16 protein-coding genes are annotated in these 15,532 nt (G+C 63.4%); all 16 read left to right on the plus strand.

The window, feature by feature from the left end; translation table 11 throughout:
- Window positions 1–3: 3 nt before the first annotated feature.
- The 16 genes from QYQ98_RS00855 to QYQ98_RS00930 all read left to right on the plus strand — a co-directional run bounded on the left by QYQ98_RS00855 (window position 4) and on the right by QYQ98_RS00930 (window position 15,497).
- Window positions 4–1,020 carry an HAD-IIA family hydrolase gene (locus QYQ98_RS00855; RefSeq protein WP_302006895.1) on the plus strand — a complete coding sequence of 339 codons (1,017 nt, stop codon included), beginning with the start codon at window positions 4–6 and terminating at the stop codon, window positions 1,018–1,020.
- Entirely contained in the window at window positions 1,017–1,229 is a 213-nt protein-coding gene (locus QYQ98_RS00860; protein ID WP_302006896.1) for a hypothetical protein, read from the plus strand. Before QYQ98_RS00855 ends, QYQ98_RS00860 begins: the two co-directional genes overlap by 4 nt.
- A 3-nt stretch (window positions 1,230–1,232) precedes the next feature.
- Window positions 1,233–2,060 carry a TlyA family RNA methyltransferase gene (locus QYQ98_RS00865; protein WP_302006897.1) on the plus strand — a complete coding sequence of 276 codons (828 nt, stop codon included), beginning with the start codon at window positions 1,233–1,235 and terminating at the stop codon, window positions 2,058–2,060.
- Entirely contained in the window at window positions 2,060–3,064 is a 1,005-nt protein-coding gene (locus QYQ98_RS00870; protein WP_302006898.1) for an NAD kinase, read from the plus strand. The genes QYQ98_RS00865 and QYQ98_RS00870 overlap by 1 nt, the downstream gene beginning before the upstream one ends.
- Before the next feature lie 71 nt (window positions 3,065–3,135).
- Window positions 3,136–4,875, plus strand: a complete 1,740-nt coding sequence (recN, locus tag QYQ98_RS00875) for a DNA repair protein RecN (protein ID WP_302006899.1) — start codon at window positions 3,136–3,138, stop codon at window positions 4,873–4,875.
- 94 nt (window positions 4,876–4,969) lie between these two features.
- On the plus strand, window positions 4,970–6,214 hold the full coding sequence (gene steA, locus QYQ98_RS00880; RefSeq protein ID WP_302006900.1) for a putative cytokinetic ring protein SteA: 1,245 nt from the start codon (window positions 4,970–4,972) through the stop codon (window positions 6,212–6,214).
- 18 nt (window positions 6,215–6,232) lie between these two features.
- The gene (locus QYQ98_RS00885; protein ID WP_302006901.1) at window positions 6,233–7,234 is read left to right on the plus strand and encodes a copper transporter; all 1,002 of its coding nucleotides are present in this window, start codon (window positions 6,233–6,235) and stop codon (window positions 7,232–7,234) included.
- 22 nt (window positions 7,235–7,256) lie between these two features.
- Window positions 7,257–7,949, plus strand: a complete 693-nt coding sequence (locus QYQ98_RS00890) for an NUDIX hydrolase (protein ID WP_302006902.1) — start codon at window positions 7,257–7,259, stop codon at window positions 7,947–7,949.
- A gap of 5 nt (window positions 7,950–7,954) precedes the next feature.
- Window positions 7,955–8,860, plus strand: coding sequence for a site-specific tyrosine recombinase XerD (xerD, locus tag QYQ98_RS00895; RefSeq protein WP_302006903.1), 906 nt, complete (start codon window positions 7,955–7,957; stop codon window positions 8,858–8,860).
- Window positions 8,861–8,961: 101 nt separating this feature from the next.
- Entirely contained in the window at window positions 8,962–9,831 is an 870-nt protein-coding gene (locus tag QYQ98_RS00900) for a ParA family protein (protein ID WP_302006904.1), read from the plus strand.
- Between the two features lie 27 nt (window positions 9,832–9,858).
- Entirely contained in the window at window positions 9,859–10,707 is an 849-nt protein-coding gene (locus QYQ98_RS00905; RefSeq protein WP_302006905.1) for a ScpA family protein, read from the plus strand.
- A gap of 30 nt (window positions 10,708–10,737) precedes the next feature.
- A complete protein-coding gene (gene scpB / locus QYQ98_RS00910) occupies window positions 10,738–11,301 on the plus strand; it encodes an SMC-Scp complex subunit ScpB (protein ID WP_302006906.1) in 564 nt (187 codons plus the stop codon).
- An 11-nt stretch (window positions 11,302–11,312) separates the two neighbouring features.
- Window positions 11,313–12,335 carry a pseudouridine synthase gene (locus QYQ98_RS00915; protein ID WP_302006907.1) on the plus strand — a complete coding sequence of 341 codons (1,023 nt, stop codon included), beginning with the start codon at window positions 11,313–11,315 and terminating at the stop codon, window positions 12,333–12,335.
- Window positions 12,335–13,084 (plus strand): (d)CMP kinase, encoded by a 750-nt coding sequence (cmk, locus tag QYQ98_RS00920; protein WP_302006908.1) that lies wholly within the window; start codon window positions 12,335–12,337, stop codon window positions 13,082–13,084. Before QYQ98_RS00915 ends, cmk begins: the two co-directional genes overlap by 1 nt.
- Window positions 13,081–14,727, plus strand: a complete 1,647-nt coding sequence (gene der / locus QYQ98_RS00925) for a ribosome biogenesis GTPase Der (protein ID WP_302006909.1) — start codon at window positions 13,081–13,083, stop codon at window positions 14,725–14,727. Before cmk ends, der begins: the two co-directional genes overlap by 4 nt.
- A 35-nt stretch (window positions 14,728–14,762) precedes the next feature.
- Window positions 14,763–15,497 (plus strand): PHB depolymerase family esterase, encoded by a 735-nt coding sequence (locus QYQ98_RS00930; protein ID WP_302006910.1) that lies wholly within the window; start codon window positions 14,763–14,765, stop codon window positions 15,495–15,497.
- Window positions 15,498–15,532 lie beyond the last annotated feature (35 nt).

Raw genomic sequence — 15,532 nt, forward strand, 5'->3', positions numbered from 1 at the left:
GGCATGACGGAGCTTACGGAGCTTACGGAGCTTTACGACGCATTGCTGCTCGATCTCGACGGAACCGTGTGGGCCGGCGACAGTGCAATCCCGCATGCCGTCGACGCGATTACGGCGGCGCGCAGCGCCGGTCTCGCGGCAGCCTTCATCACCAACAACGCATCGAAATCGCCGGATGATGTCACTCAGAAGCTCCGTGGTATCGGTCTCGATGTCGGGCCCGCTAATGTGCTGACATCGGCGCAAGCCGCGGTCGCGCTCGCTGGGCAGCACGCGCGACCAGGTGCGGCGATTCTGGTCGTCGGCGCTCCGTCGTTCGTCGACTTGGTGCGCGATGCCGGTTTCGAACCGGTCTTCTCCGCCGACGACGACCCGTCGGTCGTCCTGCACGGCCACAGTCCGGACAACGGGTGGAAGCAGCTGTCCGAGGCTGCGCTGGCCATCCAACGCGGCGCCACCTACATTGCCAGCAACCTTGATTCGACGCTGCCGATGGACCGCGGGTTCATGGTCGGCAACGGTTCGATGGTGGCCGCGGTGACCCACGCCACGGGAGTGATCCCGGAAGCGGCAGGTAAGCCGGGGCCGGCTATGTTCGATTTAGCTGCTTCCCAACTCGGTGTGGAGCGGCCGCTCGTTGTCGGCGACCGGCTGGACACCGATATCGCCGGTGGTGTGGCTGCGGGCATGGACACGCTCCACGTGCTGACAGGCGTCTCGGGACCGCGAGCACTCATTGACGCACCAGCGGAACAACGCCCGACCTTCATCGCGGAGGACATGAGCGTGCTGTTGAGCAATGAGATCGCACCGGACACTCTGCGGCCCGGCGAACAAGGCGGATTCACGGCTATGCGCGAGGGCGGCACAATCACTCTCGACGGGGGCGGTGATCCCTCGACACCGCTGCAAGCACTGCGCACTGTCCTCGCGGTGGCGTGGGCGGATGGGGGAGAAGGCGCGAACGTCGTCAAGCCCGCCTCCGATGCCGCACGTGCCGCCACGCAGGCGTGGTGGTGACCCCGATGAAACCGGCCCCGAAACCGCACGACCCCCGCACCCCGTCGATTAGCGTCGACGACGTGCGCGGGAGGTACGAGCAGGCGCTGCACGCCGAGGTCGAACCCGCCGAGGGTGACGCCACAGAGCACGACGAGCTCGCTTTGGAACTCGCCCAGTTCGAGGCGGCGTACGGTGTGCTCTCTTCCGCTCTCCAGGACGGGGAGTAGCTCATGCCCCCTTCAAAAAGAAGACTCGACGCAGAGCTCGTGCGCCGGAAGATCGCGCGCTCGCGTGAGCAGGCTGTCGACTGGATCAAGGCCGGCCGCGTGGAAGTCGGCGGTTTCGTGGCCAAGAAACCGGCGACCATCGTCGAACCCGACGTGTCCATCAAAGTCGCGAACGCGAATGAGGACGATTGGGCATCGCGCGGAGCGCACAAGCTGCTCGGGGCGCTGGAAGCATTCGAACCTGAAGGTCTGTCCGTCGAAGGCAAGCGAGCGCTCGACGCCGGCGCTTCGACAGGCGGATTCACCGACGTACTGCTGCGCCGCGGGGCTCGAGAAGTCGTCGCCGTGGACGTCGGGTACGGCCAGCTCGTGTGGCGTCTGCAAAACGACGAACGGGTGAGAGTGCTCGACCGCACGAATATCCGCCACCTCACGCCTGAGCTCATGGACGGGACCACGGATCTCATGGTTGGCGACCTCTCCTTCATCTCCCTCGAGCTAGTCCTCCCCGCGATCGCGGCGTGCATGTCGGAGGGTGCGGATTTGTTGCCCATGGTCAAACCGCAATTCGAAGTTGGCAAGGACCGGCTCGGCAGCGGCGGTGTGGTGCGTTCCGCCCAATTGCGGGAAGAAGTCACGCTCGATGTGGCGCGGAAAGCGCTCGAACTCGGGCTGAGTTGCAAAGCCGCTACCGCGTCCCCGCTTCCCGGACCGAGTGGGAACGTAGAATACTTCCTATGGCTTGTCCGTGACGGAGGTGCGAACGCCCCGAGCGATGCTGAATTAGCCCGGATGATTCACCGGGCGGTAGAGGAAGGACCAGAGAACTGATGGCCGAAAATGCCGCCCAGGACGCTTTCAGTGCCGGAGAGACCGGTGCCGCGGATAACAGCGGCCGCGTTGTTCTACTCGTCCCGCACACCCGCCGTGAAGGCAACATCGCCTCGGCCGCCCGTGCCACTGAGCTTCTCCTCGAAGCGGGGTTGACGGTGCGCCTGCTCGGCGACCGTGACGTTTCGTTCACGGATAACTATCCCGCCTTGGCCGGGTTGGACACCGTTGACCCCGGCCCCGAGGCGGCGAAGGGGTGTGAGCTGGTTCTGGTTCTCGGCGGCGACGGTACGTTCCTGGGTGCGGCAGGCTTGGCCCGTGATCAGGATGTTCCTGTGCTAGGCATTAACCTCGGGCACATCGGTTTCTTGGCCGAATGGGAGGAAGACAGCCTAGAGACGGCGATCCGCCGGGTGATTGACCGGAACTACCAGGTAGTCAACCGCATGACCATCGACATCACCGTTCACGACTCGAATAATGAGCTTGTCGGTGAGAGCTGGGCGCTCAACGAGGCGAGCATGGAGAACATCGACAGAAGCGGTGTCCTCGACGCGATCCTGGAAGTGGATTTCCGCCCGGTGAGTTCGTTCGGGTGCGACGGTGTGCTCATCTCCACTCCTACGGGTTCCACCGCATATGCCTTCTCCGCCGGGGGCCCGATTCTGTGGCCGGAGCTCGATGCGATTTTGGTGGTTCCAAACAACGCGCACGCTCTATTCACCACTCCGCTCGTGGTCGCGCCGACATCGACTGTGGCGGTTGAATCGCTCATCACTACCACCCATGGCAAGGTGGTTCTGGACGGTCTTCGGCAGGTGGACATGCCGCCGGGCTCACGCCTGGAGGTCGTGCGCGGTCACCGCCCCGTGCGTCTCGTGCGCCTCGATGACAGCCCGTTCACCGACCGTCTCGTGCGCAAGCTGCATCTTCCGGTCAACGGCTGGCGTGGTCCAGGGCTCGAAGAGGACAACTCGTACTCGGATTCCGTCGCTCGGCGTTAAGCTCGGGCACTGGAAATGGCTGGGGGTGTCCCCGCCCACTGACGGCTCATCACTGTTGTTCTAAGGTTCGCATGCTCGTAGAAATCTCCATTGACAATCTCGGTGTCATCCCGCATTCGCACGTCGAATTCGCTCCAGGCCTCAACGTGCTCACGGGAGAAACAGGAGCGGGAAAGACAATGGTGGTAACGGGCCTGCGGCTTCTCACAGGCGGCCGCGCCGAGGCATCGAAGGTGCGCAGCGGCTCCGAGCAGGCCGGGGTCGAGGGAGCTTTCAACGCAGATTCACTTGACGACGACGCGCGGCAGCGCCTCGCGCAGCTTCTCGACGACACCGGGGCCGCCGCCGACGAAAACGGGGAGTACTTGGCTGCCCGCACAGTGAAATCGACCGGACGATCCCGTGCGCATCTTGGCGGCCGGACAGTGCCCGCGGCGACTTTGAGCCGGTTCGCCGGGGAGCTGCTCACCATCCACGGTCAAAACGACCAGCTCCGGCTCTTATCGCCAGCTGAGCAGCTGGCTGCCCTTGATTCTTTCGACCCGGCTATCGGCCCGCTCAAATCGAGCTATCGGGAGGCTTACACCGCGTGGCGCAAAGCCAGCAAGGATCTCCAGGAGCGGGTGAGCAAGCGCCGCGAACTCGCCCAAGAAGTGGACCGCCTTTCCTTCGCGGTGGGGGAGATCAATGAGGTCGCTCCGGAGGTGGGAGAAGATACTGAACTGGTCGCTGCAGTCAACCGCCTGCAGGACGTGGACGCTCTGCGCGAAGCGGCGCAGGAAGCGATTGTGGCGATTGACGGCGCGCAAGCCGTCGGTGAGTTCGGTGCGGAGGAGGAATCCGCATCCGACCTTGTCGGAAGGGCGGCATCGGCACTGAGCGGATCGAGCGACGAGCAGCTCCGCACACTCGGGAGTCAGCTCGGCGATATCGCTTCGGTGATGTCCGATATCTCCGGCGAACTGGGGATGTATCTGTCCGAACTGCCGAGCGATCCGGAGGAACTCGAACGGCTCCTGCAACGACAGCAAGAGCTCAAGGGTTTGACCAGAAAGTACGCGCCGGACATCGCGGGCGTGTTGTCGTGGCGGGACAAAGCTCAGGCGCGGTTAGAATCCATCGACACGTCGGCGGAGGCCTTGGAGACACTGAGAAAACAGGTCGCTGACCACAACAAGGCGATGGTGTCGCGGGCGAAGAAGCTGACCAAGGCACGCACCGCGGCGGCGGAGAAGCTGACGGAGGCCGTCACGGGGGAGTTGCGTGGCTTAGCCATGCCCAAGGCGCGGCTGACCGTGAACGTCGAGGCGCAGGATTTTGACCGCGACGGTGCGGACGCAGTGGAGTTGCGGCTGGCCCCCAACGACGCTCTGGAACCTCAGCCGCTCGCGTCCAGCGCTTCGGGCGGCGAGCTCTCCCGCGTGATGCTCGCGCTTGAAGTCATTTTGTCCGCGCGCCGCGGCGGTGCCACCTTAGTCTTCGACGAAGTGGATGCCGGCGTGGGTGGCCGCGCCGCGGTGGAGATCGGACGCAGGCTGGCCCGGCTGGCATTGAACAACCAGGTGATCGTGGTAACGCACTTGCCGCAGGTGGCCGCCTACGCCGACAATCACCTGCACGTGTCCAAGAACGTGGGAGACGAGGCGGTCACTTCTGGTGTCCGCGCCCTAACGGATACCGCGCGAGTGGATGAGCTCGCCCGCATGCTCGCCGGGATGGATGAATCCGAGTCGGGCCGGGCGCACGCCGCAGAGCTGTTGGAGAAGGCGCGCAAGGACGTCGCGTCTTACCGCGCCGAAACGACTGAGTGAGACGCTTACATTCTCCACGTTTCCTGCCGTTTTTGAGCTGTTTCTCCGCGCGCCTTCACCGAATATGCTGTGCCAACGGGCACAATCTGCACCCATGAGCTCAACTTCCCGTACCTCCTCCGCCGAGAAGAAGTCCGTTCCAACGACGGCGGAGAAAGCGCCAAAGCCGACTCTCGCTGACACCATCACCGGTTCCCTGCGCGACTGCACTCCCCAGGGGAAAGGATTGCGGAAATTCAACGCGGGCGATATCGCGATTGTGGATTCGCCGGATATGACTCGTAGGGAAGCGCAGATTCTCGCGGGGAACCGTCCTGGCGCTGTGGTGAATATCGCGCAGTTCTCTACCGGCAATGTGCCTAATTACGGTCCGCAGTTGCTGCTCGACGAAGGCATCCCGCTGCTGGAGAATGCCGGGTCTGGTCTCCGCGGGGCGTTCCGCGACGGCAAGAAGGGGTCGGTGACTCCAGACGGCGAGGTCATTGCCGGTAAGAAAGCGATTGCTCACGCCGATGCTTTAGACCGCTCTGCCGCCGACTCAGCGTTCGATGAATCGCAGCAGCACCTCGTCGACCACATGGAAGCGTACTTCGGCAACACCATCGAGTTCATTCACACTGAATCGCCGTTGCTTGTCGACGGTGTCGGTGTCCCTGAGCTCGGCGATGCTTTCGACGGCCGCAAAGTGCTGGTGGTCAGCCCGAACTCGGATACTCGAGAACGGGTGGAGCAGATGCGCAACTTTATCCGGGAGTTCCAGCCGATCATCATCGGTGTGGGCAGCGCCGCGGATACGCTGCTCGACCTGGGATACTCCTGCGACTACATCGTGGGGGACCCGGCCGATATTTCGACGGACAATCTGCGCGGTGATGCACGCGTCATCCTTCCCGCCGACCCAGACGGCCATGCTGCCGGCTTGGAGCGGATCCAGGACCTCGGTGTGGGGGCGGTGACGTTCCCGGCTGCGACGGACTCTGCTACTGATCTGGCTATTCTCCTCGCGGTTTTCCACGACGCGGAGATGATCGTGACGGTCGGCGACAGTGTTGACCTGGACCGGATCTTTGCCGGTAGCGCGGAAGCGACGCCCGCGGCCATGCTCACTCGCCTGAAATCAGGTGACCGGATTGTGGATTCCCGGGTGATCGAGAACCTCTACGAGAAATCCTCGTCTGGTGCCGGTATCGCGTGGGCCTGGGCGATCCTCGGTCTCCTGGTTGCGGTGGCGACCGTGATTCTCATCGTCGGGCTGGTGGGCAACGGATCCTTTGTGGACAACCTGGTGGACACGTGGAACAACTTCGCCTTGACGGTTCAGAGCTGGTTCACGCGGTAAAGGAGGGAACGCTACACCATGTCTAAGAAGAAGACCGGAGCACCTGGGTGGGTTTTCAGTGGCCTCGCATGGGGCCTCGCTGGCGGCATCGCCTTAGGTGCGCTCATCGTGGCACCATCCATGGCACCGATTGCGGACAACAGCTTCAATCAGATCACGGGCAGTTCGTCGGAAGGCGGAGGCGACAAGGGCGCACAGTCGAAGGAGGAAGATCTGCGCCAGGTGGACTCGGCCAATGCGTTGTTGGCCAACTCGTCCACCGCGATCGTTCAGGGTGCTCTTGAGCAACGTCCGTTCATTGTCATCACAACCCCGGATGCTGACCCGAAGGACGTTGAGGTTACCAGCTGGCTTGCAAAGCAGGCAGGTGGGGCCGCAGCGGGACAGATCACGCTGACCGATAAGTTCCTTTCGTCAGAAGCAGGGGACGAGCTGCGCTCGATCATCGCCACAACTCTTCCAGCGGGTGCGCAGCTGTCCGTGGACAACCAGGCGCCTGGTGTCCACGCCGGGGAGTCCCTCGGCGCAGCGCTCATGTTCGACCCGAAGGGTGATCAGCCCCTAGCTACTGTCGAGGACCGCGCAGTGGTGCTGCAGGCGCTCCGTGATGCTGGCTTCATCGACTACGCCGACGGCACGATCACCCCTGCACAGGGAATCGCCATTGTCACCGGTGGAGCAATCGACGAAAAGGACGCCGAAAACAGCAGCGGAGAAACCAACGCGTATTCCGCAACTGTTCTCGCCGATTTCGCACGGGCGCTCGATTCCACCGGGGATGCAGTGGTGCTCGCCGGACGCAGGGGTGCGGCTGCAGACAAGGGCTCGTTGGCGCAGATCCGGTCGGATGAGAAGTCCGGTGTCTCCACCGTCGATTCCCTTGATTCGGAGACGGGACGAATCTCCACAGTGCTCGCGCTCGCGGAGCAGATCAACGGCGGCTCCGGAGCATACGGTTCCGCTGCGAACGCGAACGCCGACATGCCGGCGCCCAAGCTGGCGGACCGCCGCGAGGGTTAAGCTCCGCGCTATCGTTGGCACCATGGTTGAGAACGATTCTGTTCTAAGCGGTGGTTCGGAAAAGCGCCACGAATTCGATGTTGTGGATTCGGAGTTGCTCGTTGACGGCCCGATTCTGGCCCTACGCCGCGATACGGTCACCATGCCGGGCGGGACCGCCGCCAAGCGTGAGGTTGTGGAGCACTTCGGTGCCGTCGCGGTTGTCGCCGTCGACGAGTCTGGGCGGATCGCCATGGTGGAGCAATACCGGCACACCGTCGGACGCCGCCTGTGGGAGCTGCCGGCAGGTCTCCTCGATTTCGACGGGGAAGACGAACTGAGTACCGCTAAGCGGGAATTGGTTGAAGAAGCTGGTCTGGAAGCCCAGCAATGGTCCGTGCTCGTCGATTTGGTCACGTCGCCCGGGTTCGCCGAGGAAGCTGTACGCGTCTTCCTCGCGACCGGGCTGTGCGAGACGGAGCGCCCGGAAGCGGAAGACGAGGAAGCGGACATGGATTTCGCGTGGGTGCCGCTGGGTGAAGCCCGCGCGAGCGTGATGGAGGGGCGGATCAGCAACTCCATTGCCATTGCAGGCATCCTATCTGCCTCCGAGGTGCTGGCCGGTCGTGCAGAAGCCCGCAGCACGGACACGCCGTTTGAGTTGCGTCCGACCCATTTGTCTGATCGGCGCCGCGAGCAGGGCATCATGCCTGACATGAAGAAGATCCAGAAGTAGCTCCGGTGGACGCTCGCACGGTGGGCCAACTGTGGCTCGACCACCTCGCAGTCGAACGTGGCGTGTCGGCTAACACGCTGAGCAATTACCGCCGCGACGTGAACCGCTACCTGGACTGGCTCGAGGCCGCAGGCAAAACGGACCTCAACGACGTAACGTCGACGGATCTCGAGGACTACGTGGCGGATCTGCGGCGCGGGGAAAGGGACCGGAAGGGGCTTGCGGCGTCGTCGGCAAGCCGTGCCCTCGTTGTGGCGCGCGGCCTGCACAAATTCGCGGTGAGTGAGGGAGCGGTAGCCGCCGATGTCGCGGCGCGTGTGTCACCGCCGAAGCTCGGGGAAAAACTTCCGGACACACTCAGCATCGAGGAGGTGGGCGCGCTTCTCGACGCCTGCCCGGACGACACCCCCGTCCAGCTGCGCGACAAGGCGCTGCTGGAGGTGCTCTACGCCACCGGTGCGCGCATCTCCGAGGTTCTGGCGCTCGTCGTCGACGACATTGCGGAGACCCGCGACTTCATCAAAGTCACGGGCAAGGGCGACAAGCAGCGCGTGGTTCCCGTCGGTGGAGCAGCGCAGCGGGCGCTCGAGGCCTACTTGGTGCGCGGGCGCCCGGCGTTATCGGCGGGAAAGTCTCACGCCGTGTTCCTGAACAAACGCGGCGGAGCGCTTTCGCGTCAAAGCGCGTGGACGATCATCAAGGACGCGGCCTCGCGTGCAGGGTTAGACAAAGACATCTCCCCGCACACGATGCGCCATTCGTTTGCCACACACCTACTTGAGGGAGGAGCCGACGTGCGCACTGTCCAAGAACTGCTAGGACACGCTTCTGTCACCACGACTCAGATATATACCCACGTCACACCAGAAAACTTGCGTGAGGTGTGGAGCACAGCGCATCCCCGTTCGTGAGTGCGGAGGAATCACACCCGTGTAAGATGGCCGTCAACGGCCCGGCAACTCACGCATTGCCGGCAACTGCACAACGCTTGCGCGACGTATAAGGAGTGGCGGTGACGGAGGACGGACTTTTCAGCGCTTCGGAGACGGAGGTCGGTCTGACCGGCCGGCCGGTGCGCACCCTGCCGCAACCGGCGCCCGTCGATAAGCACGGTCCCGCAACGATCATCTCGATGGTCAATCAGAAAGGCGGCGTGGGCAAAACCACCTCGTCGATCAACCTCGGCGCCTGCTTGGCGGAGCAGGGGCGCAAAGTCTTGCTCGTGGACCTGGACCCGCAGGGCGCGCTGTCAGCTGGACTCAACGTGTCGCAGGATGAGGATCAGGTGACGGTGTACGACCTGATGCTGGACAACACCTCGTCCATCCATGCGGCGATCAAGCACACCAACGTCAGCGGTCTTGACCTCGTCCCGGCGAATATCGACCTGTCGGCCGCCGAGATTCAGCTGGTCAACGAAGTCGGGCGCGAACAAACTCTCGGCCGGGCTTTGCGCCCGGTGCGCGGCGAGTACGACTTCATCATCATTGACTGCCAGCCGTCGCTGGGCCTGCTCACCGTCAATGCGCTGGCCTGCTCCCACGGTGTGATCATCCCGATGGAGTGCGAGTACTTCTCGCTGCGCGGGCTCGCGTTGCTCACCGACACGGTGGAGAAGGTACGCGACCGCATCAACTTCGACTTGGACATCGTGGGCATTCTGGTGACCATGTTCGACCGCCGCACCACGCACGCGCGCGAAGTGATGGACCGCGTCGTGGAGGTTTTCGGCGACCGCGTCTTCGACACCGTGATCACCCGCACCGTGCGCTTTCCAGAGACCTCCGTGGCCGGCGAGCCGATCATCACGTGGGCACCGAATTCGCCCGGCGCGGAGCAGTACCGCAACCTCGCGCTCGAGGTCATTGAACGCACCTCCTAAACCCCGCCCTGGGCGGGCGAGATTCTCATGAACGCAGTGAAACCGATCGATCCCCGCGACCCCGTTTACGCAGGCGAGGGCTACCAGCCGGAGATCACGGGTTTCACGCTTGTGCTGAACAATTTCGAGGGGCCCTACGACTTGTTGTTGAATTTGATCAGTTCCCGCAAGCTCGATGTGACTGAGGTCGCGCTTGCTGAGATCACCGACGAATTCATCGCGTACGTGAAGCAGCTGGGGGAGATGGCCGACCTCGATGAGATCACTGAGTTTCTTCTGACCGCGGCAACGTTGTTGAACCTCAAGGCTCAGCGGCTCCTTCCGCGCAGCGGGGACGAAGACGACGAAGACTTGGAGCTGCTGTCCTCGCGGGACCTGCTCTTCGCGCGTCTGCTGCAATACCGCGCCTACCAGCAGGTGGCGGACCATTTCGAGCGCTGGCAGGCGGGTGCGCGCCGCCGGTATCCGCGCGCGGTGGGAATGGAGGAGTCTTTCGCCGAAGTGCTCCCTCCGGTCGTGCTCGGGCACACCCCAGGCTCTTTCGCCGAGCTGGCCGCCTCCGTGTTCCGTCCGAAGCCGCCCGAGGAAGTGCGAGTCGACCACCTGCACATCCAACAAGTCTCCGTCCCGGAGCAGGCGGGCAAGCTCTTGGGCACACTCGAGCTCGCCGGGCCGGGCCATTGGCTGACGTTCGCGGCTTTGACCCGGGATTGCACCCGCTCGATGGAGATCGTCGGCAGGTTCTTGGCGGTACTGGAACTGTATAAGGCCCACGCCATCGACGCCCGCCAGGACGAAGCCCTCGGTCCCCTGGACATTGCGTGGACGGGCAAAGACGTCGATCCCGCAGTTGTGGCGGCTGCCAACTGGGAATAGAAACCAGATGCGTGACAGGAGGAACGCCCCATGGATGAGCATGCGCCGATGCCAATGGTGAGCCAGCTGCGCTCCCAGATCGAATCGATCCTGCTGGTGATTGACACGCCCGCATCGGTCGCCGACATCGCAGGCGCGCTGCACGCCGAAGCAGCAGATGTGGAGGCATGCCTAAGTGAGTGGAAGGCCGAGCTGGACGAGCGCGGCTCCGGGATGGACCTACGGGAGACAGCTGAAGGCTGGCGTTTATACACCCGCCCGGACAACGCGGAGGCTGTCGAAGCGTTTCTCGTCGACGGCGCGCACACGAAACTGAGTCGCGCGGCGATGGAGACCCTCGCGGTGGTCGCATACCGCCAGCCGGTGACGCGCGCGCAGGTGGCGGCGGTGCGCGGCGTCAATGTCGACGGCGTGATGCGCACACTGACGCTCCGCGGCCTCATCGCCGAGGTGGACCCGGATGAGGCTACCGGCGCGCACCGCTACGTCACCACAGAGCTGTTTTTGGAGCAGCTCGGCATCGATTCCCTCGATCGCCTGCCGGACCTTGCACCGCTGCTTCCGGAAGTCGATTCCATCGAAGATGCCTGGTAGTTTGGGGGACTATGACCCCACCCGCTCGCCGAGAAGGCACACCGGACAGGAGCAAGGACGAGAAGTTCTTCCTCTCCAACGCGAAACCCGCGAAACATCAGAACGTCAGCCTGAATAAGCGGCGTGAGAACGCCGAGAAGAACGCTGGCCGTACCCCGGACGGCCATGAAGAGCCGCACCCGCTCGCCGATAACTGGTGGGATGAGCGCGATGATCCCGTTGCGCCCTTGGGCAAGGCAGTCGAAACCGACAGCGGCGAGCGGCAGCGCCGCGCACCGAAGCGGACCAAGAACGCCAAGAACGAAGGAATCCGCCTGCAGAAAGTGCTCGCGCAGGCGGGGGTGGCTTCCCGCCGCCACTCCGAGGTGATGATCGACGAGGGCCGAATCGAGGTCAACGGGAAGATCATCCGGCAGCAGGGAGTGCGCGTCGACCCGAATGTGGACATCATTCGCGTCGACGGTGTGCGCGTGAACGTCAACGAGGAGCACCAGTATTTCGCGCTGAACAAACCTCGCGGGATGCACACGACCATGGAGGACGATCTCGGCCGCCCCTGCGTCGGCGATCTCGTTGCGGACCGTGTTGTATCGGGCCAGCGCCTATTCCACGTGGGCCGCCTCGACGCGGACACTGAAGGATTGCTGCTGCTCACCAACGACGGGGAGCTGGCCAACCGTCTCATGCACCCGAAATACGAGGTGTCTAAGACCTACCTGGCCACGGTCCTCGGCGAAGCGAAGCCCGCACTCGTCCGCGAGTTGAAGAAGGGCGTGGAGCTTGACGACGGTATGGCCAAGGCGGATTACGCGCAGATCGTGGACACCTACCAGGGCCAGTCGCTGGTCCGCCTCGAGATTCACGAGGGCCGTAAGCACGTTGTGCGCCGCATGCTCAAAACTGCGGGATACCCGGTGCAGCGTCTTGTGCGCACGAAGATTCACACTGTCCAACTCGGGGAACTGAAACCGGGAGCCATGCGAGCGTTGAACGAGTCCGAGCTGACGGCACTGTACAAGGCGGTGGAGATGTAATGAGAACCGACGACACGAACACCCCGGACACCCCTGGCTCACAGGATGCGCCCGAGAATCTTTCGAACATGCCGGACGGCGGCCTCATTCTCGCCGTCGATGGGCCATCAGGCACAGGGAAGTCCACTACCTGCCGTGCGCTGGCGAAGCAGCTGAACGCCAAGTACGTGGACACTGGCGCCATGTACAGGGTGGCCACACTCGCGGTTCTTCGTGCGGGGATCGACCCGCAGGACACCGACGCGGTCATCGCCGCCACGAGCGACCTGCCGCTTGAGATCTCCGACGACCCGGATTCCAGCGAAGTCATGCTTGCCGGCGAGAACGTGGCGGGAGAGATCCGCGGCCGCGAAGTCACGCAGAATGTCTCGGCCGTCTCCGCGATCCCGGAAGTGCGCATCAACCTCGTTGAATTGCAGCGCAAGCTGGCGCGCGACGCGCACCGCGCGATCGTCGAGGGGCGCGACATTGGCACCGTCGTGCTTGTCGATGCACCGGCGAAGGCCTTCCTCACGGCTTCACCCGAGGTGCGGGCCACACGCCGGTACAACCAGGACATCGCCGCCGGGCGCGACGCGGATTATGACACAGTTCTCGCCGATGTGATCCGTCGGGACGAACTGGATTCCTCCCGTGCGACTAGCCCGCTGCGGCCGGCGGATGACGCGGAACTCATCGACACCTCCGAGATGGATAAAGACGCTGTTCTCGACGCGTTGATCTCGCTCATTGAAAGGAGCGCACGATGACCGGACAGAACGATTCCTTTGCTAGGCACAACGATGAAGAGGACCTGGAAGAAACCCAGTTCCAGTACACGCAGTTCAACCCGGACGACTACGAAGGCGAAGTCGTCTCCGAATACGAGGCCTACGAGCAGGCCTATGAGGACGACATCAAAGAAGAGTTCGGAGAAGACTTCGACGATTCCGAGTTCGGTCCCGCTGATTTCGGCGCGGACGACGGTGAGGGCGAGTTCGGTGACTACGAAGACGAGTATGAATACACCGACGAAGAGTGGGAGGAGATCGGGGAGGCCTTCGGAATCACCCCGGACGGCCACATCGAGGAAGCCCTGCCGACCGTGGCCATCGTGGGGCGCCCGAATGTGGGCAAATCCACGCTGGTCAACCGTTTCCTCGGCCGACGTGAAGCCGTCGTCGAGGACCATCCGGGTGTGACCCGCGATCGTGTGAGCTACCTCGCGGACTGGAACGGGCAGCGTTTCTGGGTGCAGGACACCGGCGGTTGGGACCCGGACGCGAAGGGCATTCACGCCTCGATCGCGCACCAGTCGGAAGCGGCGATGGAGGATGCAGACGTCATCGTCATGGTCGTTGACGCCCACGTGGGCGTAACGGATTCCGACGCATTCATGGCGCGCAACCTGCAGCGCTCCGATGTGCCGGTGCTCCTGGTGGCCAATAAATTCGAATCCGAGTCGCAGTGGGGCGATGTCGCCGAGTTCTACTCACTCGGCCTGGGCGACCCGTGGCCAGTCTCGGCGCTGCACGGCCGCGGCGGTGCGGACGTCCTCGACGAGATCGTCAAAGCGTTTCCGGAGGAGCCGAAGGCGGCGGCCTCGATCACGGAGGGCCCGCGCCGCGTAGCACTCGTGGGCAAACCGAATGTGGGCAAGTCGAGTCTGCTGAATAAGCTCTCCAAGTCCGACCGCGCCGTCGTGGACAATGTCGCCGGCACGACTGTAGACCCAGTGGACGAGCTCATTCAGCTCGACGAGAGGCTGTGGCGTTTCATCGACACAGCAGGCCTGCGCAAAAAGGTCAAGAATGCTACCGGGCACGAATACTACGCGTCCCTGCGCACCCGCGGAACGATCGATGCCGCCGAGGTGTGCGTCGTGCTTATCGACGCCTCCCAGGAAATCACCGAGCAAGACCAGCGCGTCATCTCGATGGTGCTCGAAGCGGGCAAGGCCATGGTCATCGCCTTCAATAAATGGGACCTCATGGACGAGGACCGCCGCTACTACTTCGACCGGGAATTCGACCTGCAGTTGAATCAGCTGCCGTGGGTGTCCAAGATCAACATTTCCGCCGAGACGGGCCGTGGCCTGCACCGCCTAGAGAAGGAAATGGTCACCGCGCTGGAGAATTGGGATAAGCGCATCTCCACCGGCCAGCTGAATAACTGGATGCGCGAGGCGATCGCGGCGAACCCGCCGCCGATGAAGAACAACCGCCTGCCGAAGGTCCTCTTCGCCACGATGGTGAGCACCCGTCCGCCGACAATCGTGCTTTTCACTACCGGCTTCCTCGACGGCGGCTACCGCCGCTACTTGGAGCGTAAGTTCCGCGAGCAGTTCGGTTACCACGGCACACCGGTCCGGTTCGCGGTGCGCGTGCGCGAGCGCAACCCGCGGCGCCGGTAGCCCCTTCGATTGCGAAACGAGCAGGAGACCGCCAGATGCCAAATTGTCGGAGCCGAAGGATTGCCCGCACCGTCACCGTGGACGGCATTGAGCGCTCCTACCAGTGCTCCGTCCCTATCACGATTGGCGCCGGCAACCATGGCAAGCCTTTGCCGGTGATCCTGGTTGTCCACGGCAAAGGCGACAACGGCCTCGACTTCCTGATCGGAACCAATCTGGGCACGGCGAACGCCATTGTCGCCGCCCCGACGGGCCAGGGCTTGGCCTGGAGCCCCGCCCCCTATGCGGTCACGACGGTGGAGGAAGACACTGCGTTGATCGATGCGATCCTCGCGGATATCTTTGCGGCGTATCCCGTCGATGAGAGGCGGATCTATTTGGCGGGCTTCTCCAACGGCGGCGGCTTTGCCACCGTGCTAGCCGTCAACGACCCCGAGAGATACGCCGGTGTGGCGACGGTTGCTGGTGCAATTCGCACTGATCTGAACCGGATCGCTTCCGGAGCACCGATCGATTACCTGAACATCCACGGCACCTGGGACGATGTGGTGCCATATGAGGGACAAAACCGCGGTTCGCTCGGGCTGATTCTTCCCGCCGGGGACGTCACTGAGGCCTTTCGGAAGCGCAACGGGGACCGCGCCCGCACAGTTCACATTCCTGTCGAGGGAATGAACCATGAGTGGCCGGCGGGGGTGTGGGCCCGCAGCCGAGGCATCGACGTGACCGAGGAGATTCTTGGTTTCTTCGGTATGGAAACGCTGACCTAAAGCGGCTCGCGCGTTCACCCGGAAAGGGCCGAGAT

The organism is Corynebacterium sp. P3-F1 (assembly GCF_030503635.1).
Classification (GTDB): domain Bacteria; phylum Actinomycetota; class Actinomycetes; order Mycobacteriales; family Mycobacteriaceae; genus Corynebacterium.

What these genes read in the sequence shown, in the direction of transcription:
- QYQ98_RS00890 (WP_302006902.1), top strand. Translation starts at nt 7,257, where the DNA reads ATGGTTGAGAACGATTCTGTTCTAAGCGGTGGTTCGGAAAAGCGCCAC.
- QYQ98_RS00855 (WP_302006895.1), top strand. Translation starts at nt 4, where the DNA reads ATGACGGAGCTTACGGAGCTTACGGAGCTTTACGACGCATTGCTGCTC.
- QYQ98_RS00930 (WP_302006910.1), top strand. Translation starts at nt 14,763, where the DNA reads ATGCCAAATTGTCGGAGCCGAAGGATTGCCCGCACCGTCACCGTGGAC.
- recN (WP_302006899.1), top strand. Translation starts at nt 3,136, where the DNA reads ATGCTCGTAGAAATCTCCATTGACAATCTCGGTGTCATCCCGCATTCG.
- QYQ98_RS00905 (WP_302006905.1), top strand. Translation starts at nt 9,859, where the DNA reads ATGAACGCAGTGAAACCGATCGATCCCCGCGACCCCGTTTACGCAGGC.
- scpB (WP_302006906.1), top strand. Translation starts at nt 10,738, where the DNA reads ATGGATGAGCATGCGCCGATGCCAATGGTGAGCCAGCTGCGCTCCCAG.
- QYQ98_RS00865 (WP_302006897.1), top strand. Translation starts at nt 1,233, where the DNA reads ATGCCCCCTTCAAAAAGAAGACTCGACGCAGAGCTCGTGCGCCGGAAG.
- der (WP_302006909.1), top strand. Translation starts at nt 13,081, where the DNA reads ATGACCGGACAGAACGATTCCTTTGCTAGGCACAACGATGAAGAGGAC.
- QYQ98_RS00870 (WP_302006898.1), top strand. Translation starts at nt 2,060, where the DNA reads ATGGCCGAAAATGCCGCCCAGGACGCTTTCAGTGCCGGAGAGACCGGT.
- QYQ98_RS00885 (WP_302006901.1), top strand. Translation starts at nt 6,233, where the DNA reads ATGTCTAAGAAGAAGACCGGAGCACCTGGGTGGGTTTTCAGTGGCCTC.
- QYQ98_RS00915 (WP_302006907.1), top strand. Translation starts at nt 11,313, where the DNA reads ATGACCCCACCCGCTCGCCGAGAAGGCACACCGGACAGGAGCAAGGAC.
- steA (WP_302006900.1), top strand. Translation starts at nt 4,970, where the DNA reads ATGAGCTCAACTTCCCGTACCTCCTCCGCCGAGAAGAAGTCCGTTCCA.
- cmk (WP_302006908.1), top strand. Translation starts at nt 12,335, where the DNA reads ATGAGAACCGACGACACGAACACCCCGGACACCCCTGGCTCACAGGAT.